General features: G+C 71.7%; 27 protein-coding genes. 10 read left to right on the top strand and 17 right to left on the bottom strand.

Annotated features, from left to right (window positions below):
- Positions 1-360: 360 nt before the first annotated feature.
- Positions 361-1023, bottom strand: a complete 663-nt coding sequence (locus ABZ621_RS35490; protein ID WP_360610997.1) for a DNA-3-methyladenine glycosylase — start codon at positions 1021-1023, stop codon at positions 361-363.
- Positions 1024-1110: 87 nt separating this feature from the next.
- Between ABZ621_RS35490 and ABZ621_RS35485 the strand changes: the two genes are divergently transcribed.
- From ABZ621_RS35485 to ABZ621_RS35475, 3 genes are all read left to right on the top strand, one after another.
- The gene (locus tag ABZ621_RS35485) at positions 1111-1893 is read left to right on the top strand and encodes a sporulation protein (protein WP_360610995.1); all 783 of its coding nucleotides are present in this window, start codon (positions 1111-1113) and stop codon (positions 1891-1893) included.
- 24 nt (positions 1894-1917) lie between these two features.
- Positions 1918-2457: a YbhB/YbcL family Raf kinase inhibitor-like protein gene (locus ABZ621_RS35480; RefSeq protein WP_360610993.1), complete on the top strand. Its 540-nt coding sequence runs from the start codon at positions 1918-1920 to the stop codon at positions 2455-2457.
- Between the two features lie 156 nt (positions 2458-2613).
- Entirely contained in the window at positions 2614-3120 is a 507-nt protein-coding gene (locus ABZ621_RS35475) for an HNH endonuclease (RefSeq protein WP_360610992.1), read from the top strand.
- Positions 3121-3170: 50 nt separating this feature from the next.
- On the opposite strand, the gene ABZ621_RS35470 is transcribed toward ABZ621_RS35475, so the two are convergent.
- The 4 genes from ABZ621_RS35470 to ABZ621_RS35455 all read right to left on the bottom strand — a co-directional run bounded on the left by ABZ621_RS35470 (position 3171) and on the right by ABZ621_RS35455 (position 6410).
- Positions 3171-3938: a sulfite exporter TauE/SafE family protein gene (locus ABZ621_RS35470; RefSeq protein WP_360610990.1), complete on the bottom strand. Its 768-nt coding sequence runs from the start codon at positions 3936-3938 to the stop codon at positions 3171-3173.
- Between the two features lie 109 nt (positions 3939-4047).
- Positions 4048-4989, bottom strand: coding sequence for an SPFH domain-containing protein (locus ABZ621_RS35465; protein ID WP_360610988.1), 942 nt, complete (start codon positions 4987-4989; stop codon positions 4048-4050).
- A 108-nt stretch (positions 4990-5097) separates the two neighbouring features.
- Positions 5098-5526 carry an NfeD family protein gene (locus ABZ621_RS35460; RefSeq protein ID WP_360610986.1) on the bottom strand — a complete coding sequence of 143 codons (429 nt, stop codon included), beginning with the start codon at positions 5524-5526 and terminating at the stop codon, positions 5098-5100.
- A gap of 92 nt (positions 5527-5618) precedes the next feature.
- Positions 5619-6410 (bottom strand): ABC transporter ATP-binding protein, encoded by a 792-nt coding sequence (locus tag ABZ621_RS35455; protein ID WP_360610985.1) that lies wholly within the window; start codon positions 6408-6410, stop codon positions 5619-5621.
- A gap of 145 nt (positions 6411-6555) precedes the next feature.
- Here ABZ621_RS35455 and ABZ621_RS35450 point away from each other — a divergent pair, with 145 nt between their 5' ends.
- Entirely contained in the window at positions 6556-7347 is a 792-nt protein-coding gene (locus ABZ621_RS35450; protein ID WP_360610984.1) for a hypothetical protein, read from the top strand.
- Between the two features lie 250 nt (positions 7348-7597).
- Here the strand turns inward: ABZ621_RS35450 and ABZ621_RS35445 are convergent, their stop codons facing one another.
- The 3 genes from ABZ621_RS35445 to ABZ621_RS35435 all read right to left on the bottom strand — a co-directional run bounded on the left by ABZ621_RS35445 (position 7598) and on the right by ABZ621_RS35435 (position 9777).
- Positions 7598-7840 (bottom strand): chaplin, encoded by a 243-nt coding sequence (locus tag ABZ621_RS35445; RefSeq protein WP_189950542.1) that lies wholly within the window; start codon positions 7838-7840, stop codon positions 7598-7600.
- A 154-nt stretch (positions 7841-7994) separates the two neighbouring features.
- Positions 7995-8639, bottom strand: a complete 645-nt coding sequence (locus tag ABZ621_RS35440; protein WP_360610983.1) for a response regulator transcription factor — start codon at positions 8637-8639, stop codon at positions 7995-7997.
- Positions 8632-9777: a GAF domain-containing sensor histidine kinase gene (locus ABZ621_RS35435; RefSeq protein ID WP_360610981.1), complete on the bottom strand. Its 1146-nt coding sequence runs from the start codon at positions 9775-9777 to the stop codon at positions 8632-8634. Before ABZ621_RS35435 ends, ABZ621_RS35440 begins: the two co-directional genes overlap by 8 nt.
- Before the next feature lie 557 nt (positions 9778-10334).
- On the opposite strand from ABZ621_RS35435, the gene ABZ621_RS35430 reads away from it, so the two are divergent.
- The gene (locus ABZ621_RS35430) at positions 10335-11117 is read left to right on the top strand and encodes a transglycosylase SLT domain-containing protein (RefSeq protein WP_360610979.1); all 783 of its coding nucleotides are present in this window, start codon (positions 10335-10337) and stop codon (positions 11115-11117) included.
- Between the two features lie 73 nt (positions 11118-11190).
- On the opposite strand, the gene ABZ621_RS35425 is transcribed toward ABZ621_RS35430, so the two are convergent.
- Positions 11191-13749 (bottom strand): FHA domain-containing protein, encoded by a 2559-nt coding sequence (locus ABZ621_RS35425; RefSeq protein WP_360610978.1) that lies wholly within the window; start codon positions 13747-13749, stop codon positions 11191-11193.
- A 218-nt stretch (positions 13750-13967) separates the two neighbouring features.
- Here ABZ621_RS35425 and serB point away from each other — a divergent pair, with 218 nt between their 5' ends.
- Positions 13968-15206, top strand: coding sequence for a phosphoserine phosphatase SerB (gene serB / locus ABZ621_RS35420; protein ID WP_360610977.1), 1239 nt, complete (start codon positions 13968-13970; stop codon positions 15204-15206).
- A gap of 120 nt (positions 15207-15326) precedes the next feature.
- On the opposite strand, the gene ABZ621_RS35415 is transcribed toward serB, so the two are convergent.
- The 4 genes from ABZ621_RS35415 to ABZ621_RS35400 all read right to left on the bottom strand — a co-directional run bounded on the left by ABZ621_RS35415 (position 15327) and on the right by ABZ621_RS35400 (position 17733).
- A complete protein-coding gene (locus ABZ621_RS35415; RefSeq protein WP_360610976.1) occupies positions 15327-15845 on the bottom strand; it encodes a histidine phosphatase family protein in 519 nt (172 codons plus the stop codon).
- 35 nt (positions 15846-15880) lie between these two features.
- The gene (locus tag ABZ621_RS35410) at positions 15881-16084 is read right to left on the bottom strand and encodes a hypothetical protein (RefSeq protein WP_360610974.1); all 204 of its coding nucleotides are present in this window, start codon (positions 16082-16084) and stop codon (positions 15881-15883) included.
- 201 nt (positions 16085-16285) lie between these two features.
- Entirely contained in the window at positions 16286-16402 is a 117-nt protein-coding gene (locus tag ABZ621_RS35405) for an SGM_5486 family transporter-associated protein (RefSeq protein WP_268254990.1), read from the bottom strand.
- A gap of 17 nt (positions 16403-16419) precedes the next feature.
- Positions 16420-17733, bottom strand: coding sequence for an MFS transporter (locus ABZ621_RS35400; RefSeq protein ID WP_360610972.1), 1314 nt, complete (start codon positions 17731-17733; stop codon positions 16420-16422).
- A gap of 83 nt (positions 17734-17816) precedes the next feature.
- Here ABZ621_RS35400 and ABZ621_RS35395 point away from each other — a divergent pair, with 83 nt between their 5' ends.
- Positions 17817-18533, top strand: coding sequence for an FCD domain-containing protein (locus tag ABZ621_RS35395; RefSeq protein WP_360610970.1), 717 nt, complete (start codon positions 17817-17819; stop codon positions 18531-18533).
- On the opposite strand, the gene ABZ621_RS35390 is transcribed toward ABZ621_RS35395, so the two are convergent.
- The 3 genes from ABZ621_RS35390 to fabG all read right to left on the bottom strand — a co-directional run bounded on the left by ABZ621_RS35390 (position 18466) and on the right by fabG (position 20556).
- Complete coding sequence (locus ABZ621_RS35390; protein WP_360610968.1) at positions 18466-18888, bottom strand: hypothetical protein; 423 nt, start codon at positions 18886-18888, stop codon at positions 18466-18468. The genes ABZ621_RS35395 and ABZ621_RS35390 overlap by 68 nt on opposite strands.
- 166 nt (positions 18889-19054) lie before the next feature.
- Positions 19055-19831, bottom strand: a complete 777-nt coding sequence (fabI, locus tag ABZ621_RS35385) for an enoyl-ACP reductase FabI (RefSeq protein WP_360610966.1) — start codon at positions 19829-19831, stop codon at positions 19055-19057.
- A 5-nt stretch (positions 19832-19836) separates the two neighbouring features.
- Positions 19837-20556, bottom strand: coding sequence for a 3-oxoacyl-[acyl-carrier-protein] reductase (fabG, locus tag ABZ621_RS35380; protein WP_360610964.1), 720 nt, complete (start codon positions 20554-20556; stop codon positions 19837-19839).
- Positions 20557-20809: 253 nt separating this feature from the next.
- Here fabG and ABZ621_RS35375 point away from each other — a divergent pair, with 253 nt between their 5' ends.
- Genes ABZ621_RS35375 through tyrS form a run of 3 tightly spaced genes read left to right on the top strand, consistent with a single transcriptional unit; the run spans position 20810 to position 25038 of the window.
- Complete coding sequence (locus ABZ621_RS35375) at positions 20810-22333, top strand: TldD/PmbA family protein (protein ID WP_360610962.1); 1524 nt, start codon at positions 20810-20812, stop codon at positions 22331-22333.
- Positions 22330-23721 carry a metallopeptidase TldD-related protein gene (locus tag ABZ621_RS35370; RefSeq protein ID WP_360610960.1) on the top strand — a complete coding sequence of 464 codons (1392 nt, stop codon included), beginning with the start codon at positions 22330-22332 and terminating at the stop codon, positions 23719-23721. Before ABZ621_RS35375 ends, ABZ621_RS35370 begins: the two co-directional genes overlap by 4 nt.
- 51 nt (positions 23722-23772) lie before the next feature.
- The gene (gene tyrS, locus ABZ621_RS35365; protein WP_360610958.1) at positions 23773-25038 is read left to right on the top strand and encodes a tyrosine--tRNA ligase; all 1266 of its coding nucleotides are present in this window, start codon (positions 23773-23775) and stop codon (positions 25036-25038) included.
- 76 nt (positions 25039-25114) lie between these two features.
- Here tyrS and ABZ621_RS35360 read toward each other — a convergent pair whose 3' ends face one another.
- A complete protein-coding gene (locus tag ABZ621_RS35360; RefSeq protein ID WP_360610956.1) occupies positions 25115-25390 on the bottom strand; it encodes a GlsB/YeaQ/YmgE family stress response membrane protein in 276 nt (91 codons plus the stop codon).
- Positions 25391-25452 lie beyond the last annotated feature (62 nt).

The raw sequence follows: 25452 nt of genomic DNA, 5'->3' as shown, positions 1-25452 counted from the left end.
ACCGGCTGGACGGGGTATCAACTAATCTGGCGTTGATTTTTGGCACGCTGTTGAGTTCTCAAGGTGCGGACGCTTCCTTCGTTCCTGTTTCCAGGCCCTCCGGGCGCTTCCTTCGTTTCCGACTCTATCAGATCTTTCCGATCCGATTTCCTCGGTGCTTTCCGGTCCCGATTTGTTTTTCTCGGGGCCTTCCGGCGCTTCCACTACTTTAGCCGATTTCCCGGGCGGCTCATAATCGAGCCATTCGAAACGAATTCCGGCATGCCGAAATAAGCCCCGAGGGGATTCGTCGCTGTGAAGTGGATGGCCGCTCTCGGGGTGCTTGAACAAGCACCCCCGTCTCAAGCGGCTCGGGCTACGTTACGCGTCCGTTCCAGCCGGGTCAAGTCGCCTCTTGCGGGGCGTGTGGGGGCGGTACGGGCTGACCGTGGGGTCCTCGGCGATCCAGTAGCGCCAGGGGTGCGGGGCGCCGTCGCCGCCGACGCCGGTGCGGGGGCCCGTACGGATCAGGGAAGGGGCCGGTGGGGTGCCGGTGAGGACGGAGAGGGGGGCGTCGGGGCCGGCGCAGACGTCGGTGCCGTCGAGGGAGCCGGGGACGTCCAGGGCGGTGGCGAGGCGGGCCGGGCCCTTCGCCAGTTCGGCGTCCTTGCGGGCCGAGCGGCGGCGGGGGCGGGCCAGTTCCGCGCCGCGCAGGATTTCACCCGCGCGCAGCAGTACTCCGCTCGCCTCGCCCTCCGGGCCGCACACCAGGTTCAGGCAGTGCCACATGCCGTAGGTGAAGTAGACGTACGCGTGACCGGGCGGGCCGAACATCACGGCGTTGCGGGCCGTGCGGCCGCGGAAGGCGTGCGAGCCGGGGTCGATCGCACCGGCGTACGCCTCCACCTCGGTGAGGCGCAGTTCCATGGTTCCCTCGTCGGTCGTACGGACGAGGGTGCGGCCGAGGAGGTCCGGGGCCACCTCCAGGACGGGGCGGTCGAAGAAGCTCCGCGGGAGCGGCGTACGGTCGGGGCTCTCGCTCATGGCGTCCGAGCGTAATGGGGAGTCCGGTGGAACCCGCTACGGTCGTCGCGCGTATGTAGGGGACAGGAACGAGAAGGAGAGAGTGCCATGGGATTCAAGAAGCTGCTGGCCAGCCTGGGTGCCGGTGGGGCCACCGTGGAGACGGTGCTCACCGAGGAGAACGTGGTCCCGGGCGGTGTCGTCCAGGGCGAGGTCCGGATCCAGGGCGGCAGCGTCGACCAGCGGATCGAGGGGCTGTCCGTCGGTCTCCAGGCGCGTGTCGAGGTCGAGGGCGGCGACCAGGAGCACAAGCAGGACGTCGAGTTCGTGAAGGTGCGGCTCGGGGGTGCCTTCGAGGTGAAGGCCGGCGCGGTGCACGTGGTGCCGTTCGGTCTGGAGATCCCGTGGGAGACGCCGATCAACACGATCGCCGGACAGCGGCTGCACGGCATGGAGATCGGCGTCTCCACCGAGCTGGAGATCGCGCGCGCGGTGGACTCGGGCGACCTCGACCCGATCAACGTGCACCCCCTGCCGGCGCAGCAGGCGATCCTCGACGCCTTCGTGCAGCTGGGCTTCCGTTTCAAGAGCGCGGACATGGAGCGCGGTCACATCCGCGGCACCCGCCAGCGGCTGCCCTTCTACCAGGAGATCGAGTTCTTCGCGCCGCAGCAGTACCGCGGCCTGAACCAGGTCGAGGTCAGCTTCGTCGCGGACGACCGCGAGATGGACGTCGTCCTGGAGATGGACAAGAAGCCGGGGCTGTTCACCGAGGGAAGCGACTCCTTCCGGGCGTTCAAGGTGGGTCTGAACGACTACCAGGGCACCGACTGGAACGCGTACCTCAACCAGTGGCTCGCCGAGGTCGGCGGCCGCCGCAACTGGCTCTAGTACGGACGGGACGGAGGCTTCGACATGGACCAGGGACAGCGTGCCCCGCTCCCCCACGCCTTCCATCCGCCGGTGGCCGCGTTCACCGTGGAGAGCGAGGACGTGGCGCCCGGCGGGGTGCTGAAGGACGCTCAGGTGTACGCGGCGGGGAACGTCTCCCCGCAGCTGCGCTGGGAGGGCTTCCCGGCCGAGACCAAGAGCTTCGCGGTGACCTGCTTCGACCCGGACGCGCCGACGGGCAGCGGCTTCTGGCACTGGGTGCTGTTCGACATCCCGGCGTCGGTCACCGAGCTCCCCGCGGGGGCCGGATCGGGCTCCTTCGAGGGGCTGCCGGCCGGGGCCGTGCACGCGCGGAACGACTACGGGTCGAAGGACTTCGGCGGGGCCGCCCCGCCGGCCGGGGACCCGGCGCACCGCTATGTGTTCACGGTGTACGCGGTGGACACGGAGAAGCTGGGGCCCGACGCCGACACCTCGCCGGCCGCCGTCGGGTTCAACCTGCGCTTCCACACGCTGGGCCGGGCCCAGCTGGTCGGTGAGTACGCGGCTCCCGCGGCAGGCTGATCGTTCGTTTGTTGTTTGCCCGCTTCTGGTCTTGGAGAGATCAGAAGCGGGCATCTTTTGTTGCGCACGAAATTGCGTTGTCCGACCCCGGCCGGCCCGGCCATCGTTGATCCAAGCCCGCCAGGGGGGTGGGCCGGTACGCGGGAGGTGGGCACAATGCGGGACACGCTGGTACTGAACGCGAGCTTCGAGCCGCTTTCGACGGTCACACTCAACCGTGCGGTGGTGCTTGTCCTGCAGGACAAGGCCGTCGTGGAACAGTCCCATCCGGATCTGCGGGTGCGTGCCGCCGCCGTCGACCTTCCGGTGCCCCGGGTGATCAGGCTCTGCCGGTTCGTCCGGGTGCCGTTCCGAAGACAGGCGCCGTGGTCGAGGAGGGGGGTGCTGGTCAGGGACCAGCACCGGTGCGCGTACTGCGGGAGGCGCGCGACGACCGTGGACCACGTGGTGCCGCGGGCGCAGGGTGGTGGGGACAGTTGGCTGAATACGGTCGCTTCCTGCGCGGAGGACAACCACCGCAAGGCGGACCGGACGCCGGAGCAGGCGGGGATGCCGCTGCTCTTCGAGCCGTTCGTGCCGACGCCGGCGGACGCGATGCTGCTGGCGATGCGGGCCGGTGAGCGGTCGGAGCTGCCGGACTGGCTGGCGCGTACCGCGGCGTGAGCGGTCCTGAGCCGGTGAGGGCCCGCCCCTGTGAGGGGCGGGCCCTCCGGTCATTTCAGGGTGAGCTGGAGGATGGCGACGACGCCGACGGCGATGATGACGCCGCGCAGGACGGCGGGCTTGAGGCGGCGGCCGACCTTGGCGCCGATCTGGCCGCCGAGGGTGGAGCCGACGGCGATGAGGAGGACGGCGGTCCAGTCGAACTCGGCGACGAAGAGGAAGAAGACGGCGGCGACGCCGTTGACGAGGGCGCCGAGGATGTTCTTGACCGCGTTGATCCGCTGGAGGTCGTCGTGGAGGAGCAGGCCCATGAGGGAGAGGTAGAGGACTCCCTGGGCGGCGCCGAAGTAGCCGCCGTACATGCTGGCGAGGGTGAGGCCGACCAGGAGGACGGGGCCGCCGTCGGGGTGGGCCTCGTTGCCGGTCTGTTCGCGGCGGCGCTGGACGGCGGCGGCGATGCGGGGCTGGAAGAGGACGAGGATCAGGGCCAGTCCGATGAGGATCGGGACGATGGCGTCGAAGGCCTCGGAGGGCAGGGCGAGGAGCAGGATCGCGCCGACGAGGCCGCCGACGAGGGCGGCGGAGCCGAGGCGGAGGATCCGGCGGGTCTGGCCCTTGAGTTCGCGGCGGTAGCCGATGGCCCCGCTGATGGAGCCGGGGACGAGGCCGAGGGCGTTGGAGACGTTCGCGGTGATCGGTGGCAGTCCGGTCGCGAGGAGGACGGGGAAGGTGATGAGCGTTCCCGATCCGACGATGGTGTTGATGGCGCCGGCGCCGATGCCGGCGGCGAAGACCGCCAGGGCTTCCCAGATGGACAAAGCCGTTTCCTCACATGGTCAGTGGTTCGCCTCCCCGCCCTGCGTGCGGCGAGAGTCGAGGGGCTCGCACTGATCATGCCCGGAGTTACATGTACGTGTCAGCCATCGTTCAGTCGACGGTGGGCTCTTCGCGCCGGGCGGCCGGGACGTCCTTGGTGACGGACGGGGACGGAGCGCTCGGGCCCATGTTGCCGAGGGCGCCGGAGAGGCCCTTGAGGGCGTCGCCGATCTCGCTGGGCACGATCCAGAGCTTGTTGGCGTCGCCCTCGGCGATCTTCGGGAGCATCTGGAGGTACTGGTACGAGAGGAGCTTCTGGTCCGGGTCGCCGGCGTGGATGGCCTCGAAGACGGTGCGGACGGCCTGGGCCTCGCCCTCCGCCCGGAGGGCCGCGGCCTGGGACTCGCCCTCGGCGCGGAGGATCGCGGACTGCTTCTCGCCCTCGGCCCGGAGGATCTCGGACTGGCGGACGCCCTCGGCCTGGAGGATGGCGGCGCGCTTGTCGCGGTCGGCGCGCATCTGCTTCTCCATCGAGTCCTGGATGGAGGTCGGCGGCTCGATGGCCTTGAGCTCGACGCGGTTGACGCGGATGCCCCACTTGCCGGTGGCCTCGTCGAGGACGCCGCGGAGGGCGGCGTTGATGTCCTCGCGGGAGGTGAGGGTCCGCTCCAGGTCCATGCCGCCGATGATGTTGCGCAGGGTGGTGACGGTGAGCTGCTCGATGGCCTGGATGTAGCTGGCCACCTCGTAGGTGGCGGCGCGGGCGTCGGTCACCTGGTAGTAGATGACGGTGTCGATGTTGACGACCAGGTTGTCCTGGGTGATCACCGGCTGGGGCGGGAAGGGGACGACCTGCTCGCGGAGGTCGATGCGGTTGCGGATCGTGTCGATGAACGGGACGACGATGTTGAGGCCGGCGTTGAGGGTGCGGGTGTAGCGGCCGAAGCGCTCCACGATCGCGGCGCTGGCCTGCGGGATGACCTGGATCGTCTTGATCAGGGCGATGAAGACGAGCACCACCAGAATGATCAGGACGATGATGACTGCTGACATCGTGTTCCCCGTGCCCTTCGCTGCCGGTTTGTCTGCCGGGTTTCTCTCGGGTTGCTCTTCCGATGATCGAGTTTCCCATGACGTGGGGACGTCAGGGGCGGGGTTCGGTCAGATGACGACGGCGGTGGCGCCCTCGATCTCGACCACGTCGACCTCCTCGCCCGGTTCGAAGACGCGGGTGGCGTCGAGGGAGCGGGCGGACCAGATCTCGCCGGCGAGCTTGATGCGCCCGCCTTCCGCGTCGACCCGTTCCAGGACGCGGGCCTGACGGCCCTTCAGGGCGTCGATGCCGGTGGCGAGGGCGGGGGTGCCCGCGCGGTGGCGGGCCGCGATGGGGCGTACGACGGCGATGAGCGCGACCGAGACGGCCACGAAGACGATCACCTGCGCGACGACGCCGAAGCCGAGGGCGGCGGTGACCGCTCCGGCCACCGCGCCGACGGCGAACATGCCGAACTCCGGCATGGCGGTGAGGACCAGGGGAATGCCGAGCCCCACCGCGCCGATCAGCCACCAGATCCATGCGTCGATGTCCACACGGTCATGGTAGGGCGGGTGGGGCCTCGTGGGACAGGGTGCGGTGCCGTGGCTGTGCGGGTCACGGCGGTCCACCGTCCTGTCGGGCGGGGTTACTTGAGGGGCAGGCCCTGGGCGGTCCAGCGGTCGCCGACGCGCTCGACGACGAGCGGGAGGCCGAAGCAGTGGGAGAGGTTGCGGGAGGTGAGCTCGGTCTCCATGGGGCCGGCGGCGAGCACCTTGCCCTGACGGATCATCAGGACGTGGGTGAAGCCGGGGGCGATCTCCTCGACGTGGTGGGTGACCATGATCATGGAGGGGGCGTACGGGTCCCGGGCCAGGCGGCCGAGGCGGCGGACGAGGTCCTCGCGGCCGCCGAGGTCGAGGCCGGCGGCGGGCTCGTCGAGGAGGAGGAGCTCGGGGTCGGTCATCATCGCGCGGGCGATCAGAGTGCGCTTGCGCTCGCCCTCGGAGAGGGTGCCGAACCTCCGGTCCAGGTACTCGGTCATGCCGAGGCGGTCGAGGAACGCCTTGGCGCGGGCCTCGTCGACCGGGTCGTAGTCCTCGTGCCAGGTGGCGGTCATGCCGTACGCGGCGGTGAGGACGGTCTGGAGGACGGTCTGGCGCTTGGGGAGCTTCTCCGCCATGGCGATGCCGGCCATGCCGATGCGGGGGCGCAGCTCGAACACGTCGACGGCGCCGAGGCGCTCGCCGAGGATGGTGGCGCTACCGGCGGTGGGGTAGAGGTAGCTGGAGGCGAGGTTCAGGAGGGTGGTCTTGCCGGCGCCGTTCGGGCCGAGGATGACCCAGCGCTCCCCTTCCTTGACCGACCAGGAGACCTCGTCCACCAGAGCGCGTCCGTCGCGGACCACGGATACGTCCACCAGCTCCAGTACATCGCTCATGAGCGCGTTGTCTCCCCTTGCCGTCGAGTCGTGTCCGGCTCGTGTCGTCGCCTTGGGCCGCGGGCGCGGCGTCCACGGGAAAACCTACGTCATCGGCGGGGCGGGCCGGTCCCTAGGGCGTCGTTCGGGTCCTTACTCTGGGGGGATGCTTTCGGAACCACGTTCAGGACGTCTGGCCGCCTGGGGCAATGCCCTGCTCGCCGGGGCGGTGTCCCCGGACGACGCGGCGCTGGCGATCGTCGGGGAGGACGCGGTGCACCGCGTGGCGGGGGTGCCGGGTGAGGCGGGTCCGGTGGGACTGACGCTGGCGCTCGGGCGGCTGCGGCGGCTCGGGGTGACCGGGTGGCGGGTGGCGCTGCCCGCGCCCGGGCATCCGCTGGGGCTGAGCGGGCCGCCGGACTTCAACGCGCGCGCGTTGGAGGCGGAGGAGACGGTGGTCGGGTACGGGGCGCCGTACGGGCTCGTGCCGGAGGTCGCGGAGGCGGGGCCTCGTGGGGACGTGCACGTCGAGGTGGTGTGGCACTGCATGACGGTGCGGGAGGCGCCGCCGGCCGACGTGCCCTCGCTGAGCGAGGCGGAGCGGGAGCTGGCGGAGGCGCTGCGGGACGCGACGGTGGCACTGACGCGGCTCGACGTGGCGGCGTCGGGGCCCGCGGCGGAGGCGGCGCGCGAGGCGTACCGGGCGCGGGCGGAGCCGAGCCGCGAGGTCCTGGCTCCCGGGTATCCGGCGCGGGCGGTGCGGGTCCTGGAGCTGGCCCAGCGGATCGGTCTGCTGGTCGACCTCGCGTACGGGAACGGGCACGGGGGTGCGGTCAGCGCGTCCGAGATGGCGGCGCGGGGGGCCGCGCTGGCGCCGGTGGAGCGGGTGGCCCGGCGGGCGCGGGTCGCCGCGTACAACTCCTGGGTGGAGGAGAAGGAGCGGGAGCGGGGTTTCTGACCTTCGCGGTCGTGCGGGCGGTCTTCCCGTGCGGGGGCCCTGTGCTCCTTCGGGCGCGGGTCCGCTGGGTGCGGGTGCCGGGGCGAGGGCTCTTGGGGCGGGCGCCGCCCAGGGGGGTTGTGCCCACCCGTTCCGCCCTTGCGGAACGTATGCCCACAACGGGGGGTGACGGCGGGACGTGTGCCCACAACGGGGCGACGGCCCCCGGGGGGAGGGTTCCCGGGGGCCGTCGGTGCCTGTTGCCCGGTGGTCAGCCGTTGAGGGCGTGGTTGCCGAAGGCGGGGTTGAGGAGACCGATCACGTTGACCGTGTTGCCGGAGACGTTCACGGGGACGTGGACGGGGACCTGCACCAGGTTGCCGGAGGCGACGCCCGGGGAGTTGAGGGCCTGGCCGTGGGCGTCGGCGCCGTGGGCGGAGGCCACGCCGGCACCGGCGGCGACGATGCCACCGGCGACCATGGTGAGGGCAGCGGCCTTCTTGAGGTTCTTCACTTGGTACTTCCTCCTGGTCTTCGCTGCGGCCGGTCCGCCGCAGCACGCCTTGGAGAACGCCGCCCGCCCTCAGGGGTTGCGCCGAATGGGGGATGTACACACGACCGTATGACCTTCTGAACGGGCGTACGCCCCGGCGCGTGAACGGCGCGTTTCAGGTGGTGAGGCCGTGGCGGACCGCCCAGAGCGCCGCTTGGGTGCGGTCCGCGAGGTCCAGTTTCATGAGGATGTTCGAGACATGCGTCTTCACCGTCTTCTCGGAGAGGACCAGGGCCCTCGCGATCTCCCTGTTGGAGCGGCCGTCGGCGATGAGGCCCAGGACCTCGCGCTCCCGCTCCGTGAGGGTGGTGCCGCGTCCCGTACCGCCCTGGGGTTCGTCCTGGGCGAGGAGGACGCCGGCCACCTCGGGCTGGAGCAGGACGTGGCCGGCGTGGACGGAGCGGATCGCGCCGGCGAGGGCGTCGGGGTCGATGTCCTTGTAGACGTATCCCGAGGCGCCCGCGCGCAGGGCGGGGACGACCGTGCGCTGCTCGGTGAAGCTGGTCACGATGAGGACCTTGGCCGGGTTGGCCAGGGCGCGCAGCCGCTTCAGGGCCTCGATGCCGTCGGTGCCCGGCATCTTGATGTCCATGAGGACGACGTCGGGGCGGAGCTCCTCCGCGCGGGCGACCCCCTCGGCGCCGTCGGCGGCCTCGCCGACGACCTCTATGTCGTCCTGGACCTCCAGGAAGGTGCGCAGGCCGCGGCGGACGACCTGGTGGTCGTCGACCAGGAGCACGCGGATGGGCTTGTCAGCCACCGGGGACCTCCATCTCGATCGTGGTGCCCTCGCCGGGGGCGGAGGTCACGGTGAGGGCGCCGCCGACTCCGGCGGCGCGGTCGCGCATGGACACCAGGCCGAGGTGGCGTCCGGCGCTGCGGACGGCCGTGGGGTCGAAGCCGCGTCCGTCGTCGGCGACGCTGAGCCGGGCGCCCTGGCCGTGCCGGACCAGGGTGACGGCGACCCGGGCGGCCTCCGCGTGCCGCAGGGCGTTGTGCAGGGCCTCCTGGGCGACCCGGAGGACGGCTTCCTCCTGGGCGGCGGGCAGGGCGCGGATGCCGGGGCTGTCGAAGACGACCGCGGCGGAGTGGGCGCGGTCGAGGACCTGGACCTGGGTGCGCAGGGTGTGGACGAGGCCGTCCTCGTCGAGGGCGGCGGGGCGGAGCTCGACCACGGCGGCGCGCAGCTCGTCGGCGGCCTCGGCGGCGAGCGCGGCGACCTGCTGGAGCTCGCCCTTGGCGCGGGCCGGGTCGCGGTCGACGAGGGCGGCGGCGGCCTGGGCGGTGAGCCTCAGGGAGAAGAGCTTCTGGCTGACGGCGTCGTGCAGCTCGTGGGCGAGCCGGGAGCGCTCCTCGGCGATGGTGAGCTCGCGGCTGCGCTCGTACAGCCGGGCGTTGGTGAGGGCGATGGCGGCGTGCTGGGCGAGGATGCCGAGCAGTTCCTCGTCCTCGGCGGTGAAGCCGCAGCCTCCCTCGGGCTTGGGGCAGCGCTTGTTGGCGAGGAAGAGGGCGCCCAGGGTCTCGTCGCCGTCGCGGACGGGGAGGCCGAGGAAGTCGGAGAGCTCGGGGTGGGCGTCGGGCCAGCCGCCGAAGCGGGGGTCCTCGCGGACGTCGGCGAGCCGCTCGGGCTCGGCCTTGTGGAGCATCGCCGCCAGGACGCCGTGCTGGCGGGGCAGCGGGCCGATGGCCTTCCACTGTTCGTCGCTGACGCCGTCGACGACGAACTGGGCGAAGCCCCCGTGGTCGTCGGGGACGCCGAGGGCCGCGTACTCGGCGTCGAGCAGCTCGCGGGCGGAGGCCACGATCGTCTTGAGGACGTCGCGGACCTCCATCTGCCGGCTCATCGCCAGGAGTGCGGTGCTCACGGCGGCGAGGCCGGAGCCGGTGCGGTGACTCATGGCCTCACGGTACCGGCGGGGTGCGGCGGCCCGGATGGGACCGGGGACGGCCGTGGCGCGGGTCGCGGGACCTAGGTCGAAGGGCCCGGAGGAACAGGAGGGCGCCGGCACGGACGGCGGGGTCCGCGCGAACTAAGGAGGCGCACGCGCGCGTACGTACGCGTACGCGAGGGCGGCGGCCGGGGCGGAGCCCGTACTCCCTGGGCGGGAGTCGGGGGCGCCGGTTCTCCTCCGCTGGGTGGAGGAGGGTCACCGTCCGCATTGCTCACGCAACGTCCGGTGAGTTTGTTACGTGCCCTCTGTGAGCCCGCGCATAGGACGCAGGTCACTTACGAAGCTGCCTAGTGGAACGTCCGAGGCCCCTCCAGGGCGGGGCGAATCGGGCTCGAAGCCGTTTCTCGGGCGCATACACGGGCCCCTGATCCACTACCCGGGATCGTACGTCACACCTTTGCCACACGATTTTGCTGCCGCTAAGAATTGCCCCCGTCGCCGCCGAGCAGGCGCAGCGCCGCCCCGGCCCAGCGACCCCCAGCGATTCGAAGAGGTAGTCCTGCATGTCTCAGAACACCCCTGGCCACAGTCGTGGTCTGAAGAAGACCCACAAGGCCACGATCGCCGGCGTCGCCGCCCTGGGCGCTGCCGCGCTCACCCTCTCCCTCGTGCCGGGCAACGGCTCCACGGAGACCGAGCCGCAGGCGCTGAACACCAGCCAGAAGGTGGCGTGGTCGTACGACGCCGCCAGCCCGCAGGCCAAGGCGCTGGCCGCGAGCGTCAACGACCAGCAGTCCACGATCGGCCTGAAGGCCAAGCAGGACGCCGCCGCCAAGGCCAAGGCCGCTGCCGCCGCCAAGGCGAAGGCCGCGAAGGCCAAGGCCGCGGCGAAGGCGAAGGCCGACGCCGCCGCGAAGAAGCGGGCCGCCGAGGCGAAGGCCGCGGCCAAGGCGAAGGCCGCCGCGAAGAAGCGCGCCGCGGAGAAGACGGCCGCGAGCCGCTCCGTCACCCGGACGCCGGTCTTCGCGAACAACCTCGACGGCTGGATCCGCGAGGCGCTGTTCATCATGGACAAGCACGACATCCCGGGCTCGTACAACGGCCTGCACAAGAACATCATGCGCGAGTCCAGCGGCAACCCGTACGCGATCAACAACTGGGACATCAACGCCATCAACGGCGTCCCGTCCAAGGGCCTGCTCCAGGTGATCTACCCGACCTTCAAGGCGTACCACGTGCCGGGCACCAAGTTCGACCAGTACGACCCGGTCGCCAACATCGTCGCCGCCGCCAACTACGCGGCCGACCGGTACGGCTCGATCGACAACGTCAACAGCGCGTACTGATCCGTCCCGAGCACGCCAGGAGGGCGGCACCCCGTGCGGGGTGCCGCCCTCCTGGCGTGGTGCTCCGGGGCCGCTACTTGCGCATGACCTCGGGCTCGTGGCGGCGCAGCAGCCGGGCGACGGCGACGCCGAGGACGACGGTCATGACGAGCAGCACGCCGACGTTGAAGCCCCACTGGCCGGCGCTGTGCTCCCACAGCGGGTCCAGGTCGGTGGGGTTCTTCGGGTCCCACGGCGCCATGAGGTGCGCGAGGTCGAGGGTGGTGCCGGCGCCGGCGATGGCCCAGCGGGAGGGCATCAGCCAGGCGAACTGCTCCAGGCCGGGCGAGCCGAAGACCTTGAAGAGGATGCCGGTGAAGACGACCTGGACGATCGCGAACATGACGAGCAGCGGCATGGTCTTCTCGGCGGTCTTCACCAGCGCGGAGATGACCAGGCCGACCATCATCGAGGTGAGGCCGAGCGCGATGACGGTGAGGCAGAGCTCGACCGCCGGCGGCATGATCAGGCCCTCGGCGGGCAGGTCGCGGATGGCGAAGCCGATGGCGCAGAGGATGACGCCCTGGAAGGCCGTGATGACGCCGAGGACGATCACCTTGGACATCAGGTACGCCGAGCGGGAGAGGCCGGTGGCGCGCTCGCGCTCGTAGATGACCCGTTCCTTGATCAGTTCTCGTACGGAGTTCGCGGCTCCGGAGAAGCACATGCCGACCGTGAGGATCAGCATGATGATGCCGGCGTCGCCGTTGAACCGGGACGGCGGAGTCGGGGGCGCGAGGCCGAAGTCGGCGGGGATGACGACGGAGACCGAGCCGATGACCGCGGGGAGGATCACCATGAGGGCGAGGAAGCCCTTGTCGGAGACGATCACCGAGGTGTAGCGGCGGATCAGGGTCCACAGCTGGGAGCCCCAGCCCTGCGGCTTCGGCGGGCGGGACATCGCCTGCTGCGGCATGTGGACGGGCTGGGCGGCGACGGCGTCGATGTCGGCGGCGTACAGCTGGTAGTGCTGCGAGCCCTTCCAGCGGCCGGCCCAGTCGTAGTCGCGGTAGTTCTCGAAGGCGGAGAAGACGTCGGCCCAGGAGGAGTAGCCGAAGAAGTTCAGCGCCTCGTCCGGCGGGCCGAAGTACGCCACGGAGCCGCCGGGCGCCATCACCAGGAGCTTGTCGCAGAGGGCCAGCTCGGCGACGGAGTGGGTGACGACGAGGACCGTGCGGCCGTCGTCGGCGAGGGCGCGGAGCAGCTGCATGACGTCGCGGTCCATGCCCGGGTCGAGGCCGGAGGTCGGCTCGTCCAGGAAGATCAGCGAGGGCTTGGTCAGCAGCTCCAGGGCGACGGAGACGCGCTTGCGCTGGCCGCCGGAGAGGGAGGTGACCTTCTTCTCCTTGTGGATGTCCAGCTTGAGCTCGCGCAGCACCTCGTCGATGCGGGCCTCGCGCTCGGCGGTCGCGGTGTCGCCGGGGAAGCGGAGCTTGGCGGCGTACCGGAGCGCCTTCTGGACGGTCAGCTCCTTGTGCAGGATGTCGTCCTGCGGGACCAGACCGATGCGCTGGCGCAGCTCGGCGAACTGCTTGTAGAGGCTGCGGTTGTCGTAGAGGACGTCGCCCTCGTTGGCGGGCCGGTAGCCGGTGAGCGCCTTGAGGAGGGTGGACTTGCCGGAGCCGGAGGGGCCGATGACGCCGATGAGCGACTTCTCGGGGACGCCGAAGGAGACGTCCTTGAGGATCTGCTTGCCGCCGTCGACGGTCACCGTGAGGTGGCGGGCCGAGAAGGAGACCGAGCCGGTGTCGACGAACTCTTCCAGCTGGCCGCCGACGATCCGGAAGGTGGAGTGGCCGACGCCGACGATGTCCTGGGGGCCGAGGAGGGCGGTGCCGCCCTTGGGGATCGGCTGGCCGTTGACGTAGGTGCCGTTGTGCGAGCCGAGGTCGCGGATCTCCATGCGGCCGTCGGGCGTGGCGTGGAACTCGGCGTGGTGGCGCGAGACCTGGAGGTCGGAGACGACCAGTTCGTTCTCGAGCGCACGGCCGATGCGCATCACGTGGCCGAGGGCCAGCTGGTGGAAGGTGGTGGGGCTGCGGTCGGAGTAGGCCGACGACGCCCCCGCGGCGCCGCTGGTCTTCTGGGCGAGCTGCTCGACCGGACCGCCCCCCTGGTGGGGCACCTGCGGCGGGACGTGGCCTCCGTGCTGCGGCGCGGGCTGCTGCCAGCCGCCGTGCTGGGGCGGCGCGGCGTCGTGGGTGGCCCACTCGGCCTGCTGCTCGACGGGCGGCTGGACCGGCTGGACCGGAGCACCGCCCTGGTACGCGTGGGCCGGCTGTCCGGCGTGCGCGGCGGAGAGGTTCAGGCGCGGGCCGTCCGTCGGGTTGCCGAGGTGGACGGCGGTCCCGGGGCCGATCTCCAGCTGCTGGAGGCGCTGCCCGGCGACGAAGGTGCCGTTGGTGGAGCCGTGGTCCTCGATGGCCCAGCTCCGGCCGTTCCAGCTGATCGTGGCGTGCCGCCACGAGACCCTGGCGTCGTCGATGACCAGGTCGCCCTGGGGGTCGCGCCCCAGGGTGTACGACCGGGACGGCTCCAGCGTCCAGGTCCTGCCGTTGAGTTCGAGTACGAGTTCTGGCACTCCATGCCCCACTGTGTGTCCCCCGATGCACCCCCGACACGGGGGCCCTAGGGATGGCGAATCATCCTGGGGAACTATTTCAGGCCGGGTCCCCGATCCGAAAGTCGGGCGGCGTGAAGACCCGGGGGAGGGCCTCCAGGCCCCTCCGGGACGGTGTTCGGCCGGGTGGGTGTCCGGAACGCGGGACGGGGCGTCGGGTGGCACCGGGTGCCCGATACGGTGGGAGCACCATGAGCGCATCGCAGACACCGGACGTCCCCGCCGTTCACCCCGCGGACGTGCCCACGCTTCTCGTCAAGATCTTCGGGAAGGACCGGCCCGGGATCACGGCCGGCCTCTTCGACACCCTGGCCGCCTTCTCCGTGGACGTCGTCGACATCGAGCAGGTCGTGTCGCGCGGCCGGCTCGTGCTGTGCGCGCTGGTCACCGAACCGACCGTCGCGACCCAGGGCGAGCTGCGCGCCACCGTGCACAGCTGGGCCGAGTCGCTGAAGCTCCAGGCCGAGATCATCTCGGGCCTCGGCGACAACCGGCCGCGCGGCGAGGGCCGCTCGCACGTGACGGTGCTCGGACACCCGCTGACGGCCGAGCAGACGGCGGCCATAACGGCCAGGATCGCCGGCACGGGCGGCAACATCGACCGTATCTTCCGGCTGGCGAAGTACCCGGTGACGGCGGTCGAGTTCGCGGTCTCGGGCTGCGAGACCGAGGCGCTGCGGACGGCGCTGGCCACCGAGGCGCACACCATCGGCGTGGACGTGGCCGTGGTCTCGGCGGGGCTGCACCGGCGGGCGCAGCGGCTGGTCGTCATGGACGTGGACTCGACGCTGATCCAGGACGAGGTGATCGAGCTCTTCGCGGCGCACGCCGGGTGCGAGGAGAAGGTCGCCGAGGTGACGGCGGCGGCGATGCGCGGCGAGCTGGACTTCGAGCAGTCGCTGCACGCGCGCGTGGCGCTCCTGGAGGGCCTGGACGCGTCGGTGGTGGACAAGGTGCGGGCCGAGGTGCGGCTCACGCCGGGCGCCCGGACGCTGATCCGCACCCTGAAGCGGCTCGGCTACCAGGTGGGTGTGGTCTCGGGCGGCTTCACGCAGGTCACGGACGATCTGAAGGAACGCCTGGGGCTCGACTTCGCCCAGGCCAACACCCTGGAGATCGTGGACGGGAAGCTCACCGGGCGGGTGACGGGCGAGATCGTGGACCGGGCGGGCAAGGCGCGGCTGCTGCGCCGGTTCGCGGCGGAGGCCGGGGTGCCGCTGGCGCAGACGGTGGCGATCGGCGACGGCGCCAACGACCTGGACATGCTGAACGCGGCGGGGCTCGGGGTGGCCTTCAACGCCAAGCCGGTGGTGCGCGAGGCGGCGCACACGGCGGTGAACGTGCCGTTCCTCGACACGGTGCTGTATCTGCTCGGGATCACCCGCGAGGAGGTCGAGGCGGCGGACGGCGGCGAGGAGCTGCTGCACTGAGCCGGACCCTCGGGCCCTCTCGTACGGGAAGGGGCCCGGCCGCCGTCGTGGCGGCCGGGCCCCTTTCGCGTGCCGGCCCGCGCGTCCGCCCGGGGAGGCGGTGGGCGGCCGGTGCGCGGGTCAGTCGTGGGGGGTCCAGAAGTCGACGAGGCGGGCGACGCCGGGCTCGACGGACTTCCAGCCGCCGGTGAAGGTGAGCACGGCGAAGGCCGAGGTGGGGTAGCCGGTGCGGTTCATCCGGGTGAGGGCGTCGCCCTCGCTCTCGCCGGTCAGCACCTCGGCGAGGCCGTGCATGCCGGGGTTGTGGCCGATGACGAGGACGTCCCGCACGTCCTCCGCGACCTCGTTGAGGAGGGCGACGAGCTCGCCGGGGGACGCCTCGTAGATCCGCTCCTCGTAGACCGTCCGGGGGCGCTCGGTCAGTTCGTGGACGGCGAGCTTCCAGGTCTCACGGGTGCGCGCCGCGGTCGAACAGAGGGCCAGGTCGAAATGGATCCCGGACCGGGCGAGCCGACGGCCCGCCACGGGGGCGTCCTTGCGGCCGCGCTCGGCGAGCGGCCGCTCGTGGTCGGTCTCCTGGCCCCAGTCTGCCTTCGCGTGCCGGAGCAGCACGATCCTGCGGGTTGTGTCGACGCTCATGGTCCACAGCTTGGCACGGATCGACCCGTCCTGACTCAGAGAGCGAGGGTTTGCCCGATCCGCTGGAGGAGGTGTCCCATCCCGCCGTCACCGCCGGTCGCGGCGGCCTCACCGGGCCCGGTGACCAGCAGCAGGAGGACGGTGAAGGCGGCCACCGGGAGGGCGAGGGCCCACCAGGGCAGCCGGGTGTCGACGCCGGCGGTCGTGGTCCGGTCGCCGGTGCGGGTGAGGGCCGTCATGACCGCCTCCGTGGTGGGGACGCCCCCGGGGGCGGAGCCCCGGGGAAGGGTGGGAGCCGCGGGTGCCGCGGTGTGATTCCACCGTAGGGAGCACGGGGACCGTGGCCCATCCGGTGATCCACCCAGTCACCCCTGAGACTTCCCCCTAGGGGATGCGGGGGTTTTCCCCACCCCCCGGAGCCTTCTCCGGGGTGTCCCCGGTCATGGGGAGGCGATCGAGGCGATGACGGCGATGACGACCGTGATGCCGAGCATCGCGCCGAGCACGAGGAGCAGCTTCTTCTGGCCGCCCTGGGGATTGGGTTCGAGAACGGGCATGGGCCCAGTCTCGCATCTCAGGTCTCGTCCTCGACCGTCCGGTCCCGTCCGGCGAGGGTGCCCACGATCATCTGCGGGATCATCAGCCCGCCCATGAGGGCGATCGGCACGCCCCAGCCGCCGCTGTGCTGGTAGAGGACGCCGACGAGGAGCGGGCCGGGGATGGAGATGAGGTAGCCGACGCTCTGGGCGAAGGCCGAGAGGCGGACGACGCCGGCGCCGGTGCGCGAGCGCATGCCGATCATGGTGAGGGCGAGCGGGAAGGAGCAGTTGGAGACGCCGAGGAGCACCGCCCAGATCCAGGCGCCGCCGGCCGGGGCGAGCAGCAGACCGGTGTAGCCGACGAGTCCGCAGGTGCCGAGGGCGACGACGATCGGGCCCTGGTGGCGCATCCGGGTCGCGAGGCGCGGGATGACGAAGGCGAGCGGGACGCCCATGACCATGGTGACGGCGAGCAGGACGCCCGCGGTGGAGGCGGGGACGCCGGCGTCGCGGAAGATCTGCGGCATCCAGCCCATGGTGATGTACGCGCCGGTGGCCTGGAGGCCGAAGAAGCAGGCCAGCGCCCAGGCGGTGCGGCTGCGGTACATGGGGCGGGGCGCTGTCTCGGAGGCGGTGGGGGCGGAGGGGGCGGGAACGGTGCCGGCCGGGGTGCCCCGTTCCGTGAGGGCCGGGCCGTTGCGGTCCTTGACGAGGGGGAGCCAGGGCAGGACGGCGAGGGCGGCGAGGACCGCCCAGACGCCGAGGCCGAGGCGCCAGTCGCCGCCGAGGGCGTCGGTCATGGGGACGGTGAGGGCGGCGGCGAGCGAGGTGCCGAGCGCCAGGGCCATGGAGTACAGGCCGGTCATGCTGCCGATGCGGTCGGGGAAGTACCGCTTGACGATCACCGGCATGAGGATGTTGCTGACGGCGATGCCCATGAGGGCGAGGGCGCTGGCGGCCAGGAAGCCCGCGGTGCCGGTCGCGAGGGGGCGCAGCAGCAGGCCCGCGAGGATGGCGGCCATGCCGGCGCAGACGACGGCGGCGGGGCCGAAGCGGCGGGCCAGGCGCGGGGCCGTGATGCCGAAGACCGCGAAGCAGAGCGGCGGCACCGAGGTGAGGACGCCGGCGACGGTGCCGCTCATGTGCAGGGCGGCGCTGACCTCTTCGAGGAGGGCGCCGAGGCTGGTGATCGCGGGGCGCAGGTTCAGCGCGGTGAGGACGAGGCCGACGGAGACGAGGCCGAGCGTCCAGCGGGCGCCGCGGCCGGTCTGCGGGGCGGATATCGGATCCCGCAGGGCGGAGGAGGGCCGCGCGGGGGCGGCGTCGAGGGTCTTCGGCTCGTCTGGCATGGAACCATCATAGAATCATGGGATGATTGGTTGTCCAATCTCGAACGATCCGTGCGAACCCCGTGTGTGAAGGCGAGTCCCCCATGGCCCTCGGGCACCCCCGGCGTACCGGTCTCACCGACCAGGTGATCGCCGAGCTGCGGAACCAGATCACCTCCGGCGAATGGCCGGTCGGCTCCCGCATCCCGACCGAGCCCGAGCTCGTCGAGCAGCTGGGCGTGGCCCGCAACACCGTCCGCGAGGCGGTCCGGGCCCTCGCCCACAACGGGCTGCTCGACATCCGGCAGGGCTCCGGCACCTACGTGGCGGCGACGAGCGAGCTGGCCGGGGTGATGCACCGGCGGTTCGCGGGCTCCGATCCGACGCACGTGGCCGAGCTGCGCTCCACGCTGGAGTCGGCGGCCGCGCGGTTCGCGGCGGGCCGGCGCTCCGAGCGGGACCTGGGGCAGCTGGACGCGCTGCTGGTCCGGCGCGAGGAGGCGTGGGAGTCGGGGGACGCGGAGCGGTTCGTGACGGCCGACGCGGCCTTCCACCACGCGGTGGTGGCGGCGTCCGGCAACGAGGTGCTGACGGAGCTCTACGCGGACCTGGGCGATCTCCTGCGCGAGTGGCTGCGCGGCGACGTGGGGCCGGACCTGCGGCCGGAGAACCACATGGACCACGCGCGCCTCGTGGAGGCGATCCGGGCCGGGGACGCGGAGCGGGCGGCCGAGGAGGCCGCGGGCTATCCGTTCATGTGCCTGGGCGGGAAGCGGCGGGCGGGGACGGAGGAACAGGCTCCGCCGCCGGTTCGTGGGTGACCCAGGCGGAGCGGACCTCCTTCCAGCAGCGGGCGGTGAGCGTCGCGTGGTCGGCGGGCGCGACGTCCACGGGGGCGCTGTCGGTGTCGAGGTCCCACCAGGGGTCGCACTCGACGTGGAGCCGTATCCGGTCGGTCCGCGGATACGGGTTGCGGCAGTGGGCGGTGACCCGGGTGCCCTCGACGACCGTGTGGCAGGCGGCGCCGAAGTCCTCGGGGGCGGCGGCCGCCGGAGCGGTGACGGCGGGTTCCTCGGCGGGGGCGGGGGCCGCGTGGACCTCCGCGGCGACGGCGGTGCCGAGAAGCAGGGCAGCGACCGAGGCATGGGCGGCGAAGCCGCGGTGGAGCGCGCGCATGCCCGTACCTCCTCCCCGTGAGTAGCCGGAACGACACGCTCCGACCAGTCTGCGGTGATCCGCCGGACTTTTCGAGTCGGGAACGGAACGGGGCCGGGCGCCGGTCCCGGAAGGGACCCGCGCCCGGCCCCGGGCCGGTGCGATACGGGGTGCGGTACGGGCGCGGTCAGGCGCCGATCGCGTGCAGACCGCCGTCGACGTGGACGATCTCGCCGGTGGTCTTCGGGAACCAGTCGGAGAGCAGCGCGACGATCGCGCGGCCGGCCGGCTCCGGGTCGGACAGGTCCCACTCCAGCGGGGAGCGGCTGTCCCAGACCTTCGCCAGCTCGCCGAAGCCGGGGATGGACTTCGCGGCCATGGAGCCGAGCGGGCCGGCGGAGACGAGGTTGCAGCGGATGTTCCGCTCGCCCAGGTCGCGCGCCATGTAGCGGCTGGTGGCCTCCAGGGCGGCCTTGGCCGGGCCCATCCAGTCGTACTGCGGCCAGGCGAACTTGGCGTCGAAGGTGAGGCCGACGACCGAGCCGCCCTCGCTCATCAGCGGCAGCAGCGCCGTCGTCAGGGACTTCAGGGAGAAGGCCGAGACGTGCATGGCGGTGGCGACGGACTCGAACGGCGTGTTGAGGAAGTTGCCGCCGAGGGCGTCCTGCGGGGCGAAGCCGATGGAGTGCACGACGCCGTCGAGGCGGTCGCCGAGGTGCTCGCGGACCTGGCCCTCCAGGCGCGCGAGGTGCTCGTCGTTGGAGACGTCGAGCTCCAGGACCTTGACGTTCTCCGGGTTCGGGAGCTTCTTGGCGATGCGCTCGGTCAGCGTCGGCCGGGGCCAGGCGGTGAGGATGATCTCCGCGCCCTGCTCCTGGGCCAGCTTGGCGGCGTGGAAGGCGATGGAGGACTCCATCAGCACACCGGTGATGAGGATGCGCTTGCCCTCGAGAATTCCGCTCATGGTGATCAGTGACCCATGCCCAATCCGCCGTCAACCGGAATGACGGCTCCAGTGATGTACGAGGCGTCGTCGGAGGCGAGGAACCTCACCGTGGCGGCGATCTCCTCCGGCTTCGCGTAGCGGCCCAGCGGCACCTGGGACACGATGCCCGCGCGCTGCTCGTCGGTGAGCACGGCGGTCATGTCGGTGTCGACGAAGCCCGGCGCGACGACGTTGAACGTGATGTTCCGCGAGCCGAGCTCACGGGCGAGCGAGCGGGCGAAGCCGACCAGGCCGGCCTTGGAGGCGGCGTAGTTGGCCTGGCCCGCGGAGCCCAGCAGACCGACGACCGAGGAGATCAGGACGACGCGGCCCTTCTTGGCGCGGAGCATGCCGCGGTTGGCGCGCTTGACGACCCGGAAGGTACCGGTGAGGTTGGTGTCGACGACGGCGGTGAAGTCCTCGTCGGACATGCGCATCAGGAGGGTGTCGCGGGTGACGCCGGCGTTGGCCACCAGGACCTCGACCGGGCCGTGCTTCTCCTCGATCTCCTTGTACGCCTGCTCCACCTGCTCGCCGTCGGTGATGTCGCACCTGACGGCCAGGCAGCCCAGCTCGGTCAGCGCGGCCGGGGGCTCGCCCGAGCGGTACGTGTACGCGACCTTGTCGCCGGCCTCGGCGAACGCGCGGGCGATGGCGAGGCCGATGCCCCGGTTTCCTCCGGTGACGAGAACCGAGCGGCTCAACGGATCACCCTTTCGATCAGCGGTCTGGTACCCCGAAAACCTATCGGTACCGCCCAGCTCATGAAGAATCGGCCTCCGACAGTGGCGCGCGGGTGGCACTGTCGGATCCCTACAGATCCGCGCACCGGAAATCCGCCCGGGCCGCCGCCTCCCGCACGGGGAAAATGTGCCGATGGACGCGGCACGGCGTGATTCACTTCCGGTTGCCCGTCCGCCGCAGCAGGTTCCCGTCACGCAGAGAGCGAGGCCGCTCGTGGTCCATCAGATCGACCCACACTTCCATGCCCTGCCGTTGAGGGCGCTCGCCGACGCCGCGCTCGCGCGGGCGCGCGCGCTCGGCGCCGAGCACGCCGACTTCCGGCTCGAAAGGGTCCGCTCCGCCGCCTGGCGGCTGCGGGACGCCAAGCCGGCCGGTTCGTCGGACACCACCGACCTCGGCTACGCGGTGCGGGTCGTGCACGGCGGGGCCTGGGGCTTCGCCTCCGGGGTCGACCTGACGATGGACGGGGCGGCGCGGGTCGCCTCGCAGGCCGTCGCCATGGCCAAGCTGTCGGCACAGGTCATCGCCGCGGCCGGCTCCGAAGAGAGGGTCGAGCTGGCGGCGGAGCCCGTCCACGCGGACAAGGTGTGGATCTCCTCGTACGAGATCGACCCGTTCTCCGTGCCGGCCGAGGAGAAGAGCGCGCTGCTCGCCGACTGGTCGGCGCGGCTGCTGCGGGCCGACGGGGTGGCGCACGTGGACGCCTCGCTGCTCACGGTCTTCGAGAACAAGTTCTACGCGGACGCGGCGGGCACCGTCACCACCCAGCAGCGGGTGCGGCTCCACCCTCAGCTCACCGCGACCGCCGTGGACGGCACCACCGGCGAGTTCGACTCGATGCGGACGATCGCGCCGCCGGTCGGCCGGGGCTGGGAGTACCTCACCGGGACCGGCTGGGACTGGGACAAGGAGCTGGAGGAGATCCCGGAGCTGCTCGCCGAGAAGATGCGGGCGCCGAGCGTCGAGGCCGGCCGCTACGACCTGGTCGTCGACCCGTCGAACCTGTGGCTGACGATCCACGAGTCGATCGGCCACGCCACCGAGCTCGACCGGGCGCTCGGCTACGAGGCGGCGTACGCGGGCACCTCCTTCGCCACCTTCGACCAGCTGAACAAGCTGGCGTACGGCTCGTCGGTGATGAACGTGACCGGTGACCGCACGGCCGAGCACGGCCTCGCGACCATCGGCTACGACGACGAGGGCGTCGAGGCGCAGTCCTGGGACCTGGTGAAGGACGGCACCCTCGTCGGCTACCAGCTGGACCGGCGGATCGCGAAGCTCACCGGCCTCGGACGGTCCAACGGCTGCGCGTTCGCCGACTCCCCCGGGCACGTGCCCGTGCAGCGGATGGCGAACGTCTCGCTCCGGCCCGATCCGGGCGGTCTGTCGACGGAGGACCTGATCGGCGGCGTCGAGCGGGGCATCTACGTGGTCGGCGACCGGTCCTGGTCGATCGACATGCAGCGGTACAACTTCCAGTTCACCGGCCAGCGCTTCTTCCGCATCGAGAACGGCCGGCTGGCCGGGCAGCTGCGGGACGTGGCGTACCAGGCCACCACCACCGACTTCTGGGGCTCGATGGAGCAGGTCGGCGGCCCGCAGACGTACGTCCTCGGCGGCGCCTTCAACTGCGGCAAGGCCCAGCCGGGCCAGGTCGCGGCCGTCTCGCACGGCTGCCCCTCCGCCCTCTTCCGGGGCGTCAACATCCTGAACACCACGCAGGAGGCCGGTCGATGAGCCGCGTCAGCAAGCCGTACGAGATCGTCGAGCGGGCGCTCGAACTGTCCCGCGCGGACGGGTGTGTCGTCATCGCGGACGAGGAGTCCTCGGCCAACCTGCGCTGGGCGGGCAACGCGCTCACCACGAACGGCGTGACCCGGGGCCGCACCCTCACCGTGATCGCCACCGTCGACGGCGCCGAGGGCACCGCCTCCGGCGTCGTGTCCCGCTCGGCCGTGACCGCCGAGGACCTGGAGCCGCTGGTGCGGGCCGCCGAGGAGGCGGCGCGGGCGGCCGGGCCCGCCGAGGACGCGCAGCCGCTGGTCGAGGGCGTGCCCTCCTCCCCCGACTTCACCGACGCGCCCGCCGAGACCTCCTCCGCCGTCTTCGCCGACTTCGCGCCGGCGCTCGGCGAGGCCTTCGCACGCGCGCGTGCCGGCGGCCGGGAGCTGTACGGCTTCGCGAACCACGAGCTGACCTCCACCTACCTGGGCACCTCGACCGGGCTGCGGCTGCGGCACGACCAGCCCAACGGCACCCTGGAGCTCAACGCCAAGTCCCCCGATAGGACCCGCTCCGCCTGGGCCGGCCGCTCCACCCGCGACTTCAAGGACGTCGACCCGGCCGTGCTCGACGCCGAGCTCGCGGTCCGGCTGGGCTGGGCCGAGCGGCGGATCGAGCTGCCGGCCGGCCGGTACGAGACGCTGCTGCCGCCGACCGCCGTCGCCGACCTGCTGATCTACCAGCTGTGGTCCTCGATGGCCCGGGACGCGGTGGAGGGCCGTACGGTCTTCTCCCGGCCCGGCGGCGGCACCCGGCTCGGCGAGACCCTCTCGCCGCTGCCGCTGACCCTGCGCAGCGACCCGAACGAGCCGGGTCTGGAGTCCGCGCCCTTCGTGATCGCGCACGCCTCCGGGGACGACGAGTCGGTCTTCGACAACGGCCTGCCCGTCGGCCCGGTGGAGTGGGTGCGGGCCGGCGCGCTCGACCGGCTGATCACCACCCGGCACACGGCCGGCCTCACCGGCATGCCGGTGGCGCCGGGCGCGGGGAACCTCATCCTGGACGGCGGCGGCGACCGCTCCCTGGAGGAGATGGTGGCCGCCACCGAGCGCGGGCTGCTGCTCACCTGCCTCTGGTACATCCGCGAGGTCGACCCGGCGACGCTGCTGCTCACCGGCCTGACCCGGGACGGCGTCTACCTCGTGGAGAACGGCGAGGTGGTCGGCGAGGTCAACAACTTCCGGTTCAACGAGTCCCCGGTGGACCTGCTGTCGCGGGCCACCGAGGCGGGCCGGACGGAGCGGACCCTGCCGCGCGAGTGGAGCGACTGGTTCACCCGGGCCGCGATGCCCGCGCTGCGGGTGCCCGACTTCAACATGAGCTCGGTCAGCAAGGGCGTCTGACCCGCCTAGACTGGGCTGTCTGCAAGCAACGATCCGAGGAGACTGACGACCGTGACGGACATCGTCGACGAGCTGAAGTGGCGTGGGCTCTTCGCCCAGTCCACCGACGAGGACGCCCTGCGCAAGGCGCTCGCGGACGGTCCCGTGACGTTCTATTGCGGTTTCGACCCGACCGCGGCCAGCCTCCACGTCGGCCACCTGGTCCAGGTGCTCACCGTCCGCCGGCTCCAGCAGGCCGGGCACCGGCCGCTGGCGCTGGTCGGCGGGGCCACCGGCCAGATCGGCGACCCCCGCCCGACCGCCGAGCGCACCCTGAACGACCCGGAGACGGTCGCGAACTGGGTGAACCGGCTGCGTTCCCAGATCGAGCCCTTCCTCTCCTTCGAGGGGGAGAACGCGGCGGTCATGGTGAACAACCTGGACTGGACCGCCGGGCTCTCGGCGATCGAGTTCCTGCGGGACATCGGCAAGCACTTCCGGGTCAACAAGATGCTGACCAAGGACTCCGTGGCCCGCCGCCTGGAGTCCGAGCAGGGCATCAGCTACACCGAGTTCAGTTACCAGCTGCTCCAGGGCATGGACTTCCTGGAGCTGTACCGGCGGTACGGCTGCACGCTCCAGCAGGGCGGCTCCGACCAGTGGGGCAACCTGGTGGCGGGGCTCGACCTGATCCACCGCCTGGAGCCGGGCGCCGAGGCCCACGCGCTCGCCACCCCGCTGATGGTCAAGGCGGACGGCACCAAGTTCGGCAAGACCGAGGGCGGCGCCGTCTGGCTGGACCCGGAGATGACCACGCCGTACGCGTTCTACCAGTTCTGGCTGAACGTGGACGACCGCGACATCTCGACGTACATGCGGATCCTCTCCTTCAGGTCCCGCGCGGAGCTGGAGGAGCTGGAGGCGCAGACCGCAGAGCGGCCGCAGGCGCGGGCCGCGCAGCGGGCGCTCGCCGAGGAGCTCACCACGCTGGTGCACGGTGCCGAGCAGTGCGCGGCCGTCATCGACGCCTCGAAGGCGCTGTTCGGACAGGGCGACCTGGCCGGGCTCGACGAGCCGACGCTGGCCGCCGCGCTCTCCGAGCTGCCGCACGCCCGCGTGAGCGAGCTGGGCCAGGTCGTGGACCTGTTCGCCGAGGTCGGTCTGGTGGCGAGCAAGTCGGCCGCGCGGCGCACGGTGAAGGAGGGCGGCGCCTACGTGAACAACGTGAAGGTGACCGCCGAGGACGCCGTCGTCGAGGCCGGCGAGCTGCTGCACGGGCGGTGGCTGGTGCTGCGGCGCGGCAAGAAGAACCTGGCGGCGATCGAGTACACCGGCTGACCGCCGGGCACGACGGACGCCGGAGGCCCGGTACGGCAGTCGCCGTACCGGGCCTCCGGTGCGTCCCGCGCCCGCGTCAGGCGCGCTGTCTGTTGCCCTTGAGCGAGGCCCAGACCATGTCGCCGACGCCGACGACGGCCACGGCGCCGATGAGCTGGAGCAGGTGACGGGTCCAGTCGATGCCCCGGGTGTCCTCGACGCCGATCCAGCCGGCGACCGCGTTGCCCAGGACGCTGCCCAGGATGCCGAAGATCGTCGTCAGCCAGAGCGGGATCTGCTGCTTGCCCGGCAGGATCGCCTTCGCGATCAGGCCCAGGACGAATCCGACGATGATCGCCCACAACCAACTCATGTCCGCCTCCTCGTGCGCATGTGCCCCCCAGTCTCGACCCGGCGGTCATACGGCGCATGTCG

Origin of the sequence: Streptomyces sp. NPDC007863, from assembly GCF_040633895.1 — a bacterium.
Taxonomy (GTDB): domain Bacteria; phylum Actinomycetota; class Actinomycetes; order Streptomycetales; family Streptomycetaceae; genus Streptomyces.
The sequence above is the reverse complement of the archived record's forward strand: the minus strand, read 5'-3'. Positions and strand labels throughout refer to the sequence as shown.

Coding starts and splice junctions, on each gene's coding strand:
- ABZ621_RS35490 (WP_360610997.1), bottom strand. CDS start 1,023: ATGAGCGAGAGCCCCGACCGTACGCCGCTCCCGCGGAGCTTCTTCGAC.
- ABZ621_RS35485 (WP_360610995.1), top strand. CDS start 1,111: ATGGGATTCAAGAAGCTGCTGGCCAGCCTGGGTGCCGGTGGGGCCACC.
- ABZ621_RS35480 (WP_360610993.1), top strand. CDS start 1,918: ATGGACCAGGGACAGCGTGCCCCGCTCCCCCACGCCTTCCATCCGCCG.
- ABZ621_RS35475 (WP_360610992.1), top strand. CDS start 2,614: ATGCGGGACACGCTGGTACTGAACGCGAGCTTCGAGCCGCTTTCGACG.
- ABZ621_RS35465 (WP_360610988.1), bottom strand. CDS start 4,989: ATGTCAGCAGTCATCATCGTCCTGATCATTCTGGTGGTGCTCGTCTTC.
- ABZ621_RS35455 (WP_360610985.1), bottom strand. CDS start 6,410: ATGAGCGATGTACTGGAGCTGGTGGACGTATCCGTGGTCCGCGACGGA.
- ABZ621_RS35450 (WP_360610984.1), top strand. CDS start 6,556: ATGCTTTCGGAACCACGTTCAGGACGTCTGGCCGCCTGGGGCAATGCC.
- ABZ621_RS35435 (WP_360610981.1), bottom strand. CDS start 9,777: ATGAGTCACCGCACCGGCTCCGGCCTCGCCGCCGTGAGCACCGCACTC.
- ABZ621_RS35430 (WP_360610979.1), top strand. CDS start 10,335: ATGTCTCAGAACACCCCTGGCCACAGTCGTGGTCTGAAGAAGACCCAC.
- serB (WP_360610977.1), top strand. CDS start 13,968: ATGAGCGCATCGCAGACACCGGACGTCCCCGCCGTTCACCCCGCGGAC.
- ABZ621_RS35415 (WP_360610976.1), bottom strand. CDS start 15,845: ATGAGCGTCGACACAACCCGCAGGATCGTGCTGCTCCGGCACGCGAAG.
- ABZ621_RS35410 (WP_360610974.1), bottom strand. CDS start 16,084: ATGACGGCCCTCACCCGCACCGGCGACCGGACCACGACCGCCGGCGTC.
- ABZ621_RS35405 (WP_268254990.1), bottom strand. CDS start 16,402: ATGCCCGTTCTCGAACCCAATCCCCAGGGCGGCCAGAAGAAGCTGCTC.
- ABZ621_RS35400 (WP_360610972.1), bottom strand. CDS start 17,733: ATGCCAGACGAGCCGAAGACCCTCGACGCCGCCCCCGCGCGGCCCTCC.
- ABZ621_RS35395 (WP_360610970.1), top strand. CDS start 17,817: ATGGCCCTCGGGCACCCCCGGCGTACCGGTCTCACCGACCAGGTGATC.
- ABZ621_RS35390 (WP_360610968.1), bottom strand. CDS start 18,888: ATGCGCGCGCTCCACCGCGGCTTCGCCGCCCATGCCTCGGTCGCTGCC.
- fabI (WP_360610966.1), bottom strand. CDS start 19,831: ATGAGCGGAATTCTCGAGGGCAAGCGCATCCTCATCACCGGTGTGCTG.
- ABZ621_RS35370 (WP_360610960.1), top strand. CDS start 22,330: ATGAGCCGCGTCAGCAAGCCGTACGAGATCGTCGAGCGGGCGCTCGAA.
- ABZ621_RS35360 (WP_360610956.1), bottom strand. CDS start 25,390: ATGAGTTGGTTGTGGGCGATCATCGTCGGATTCGTCCTGGGCCTGATC.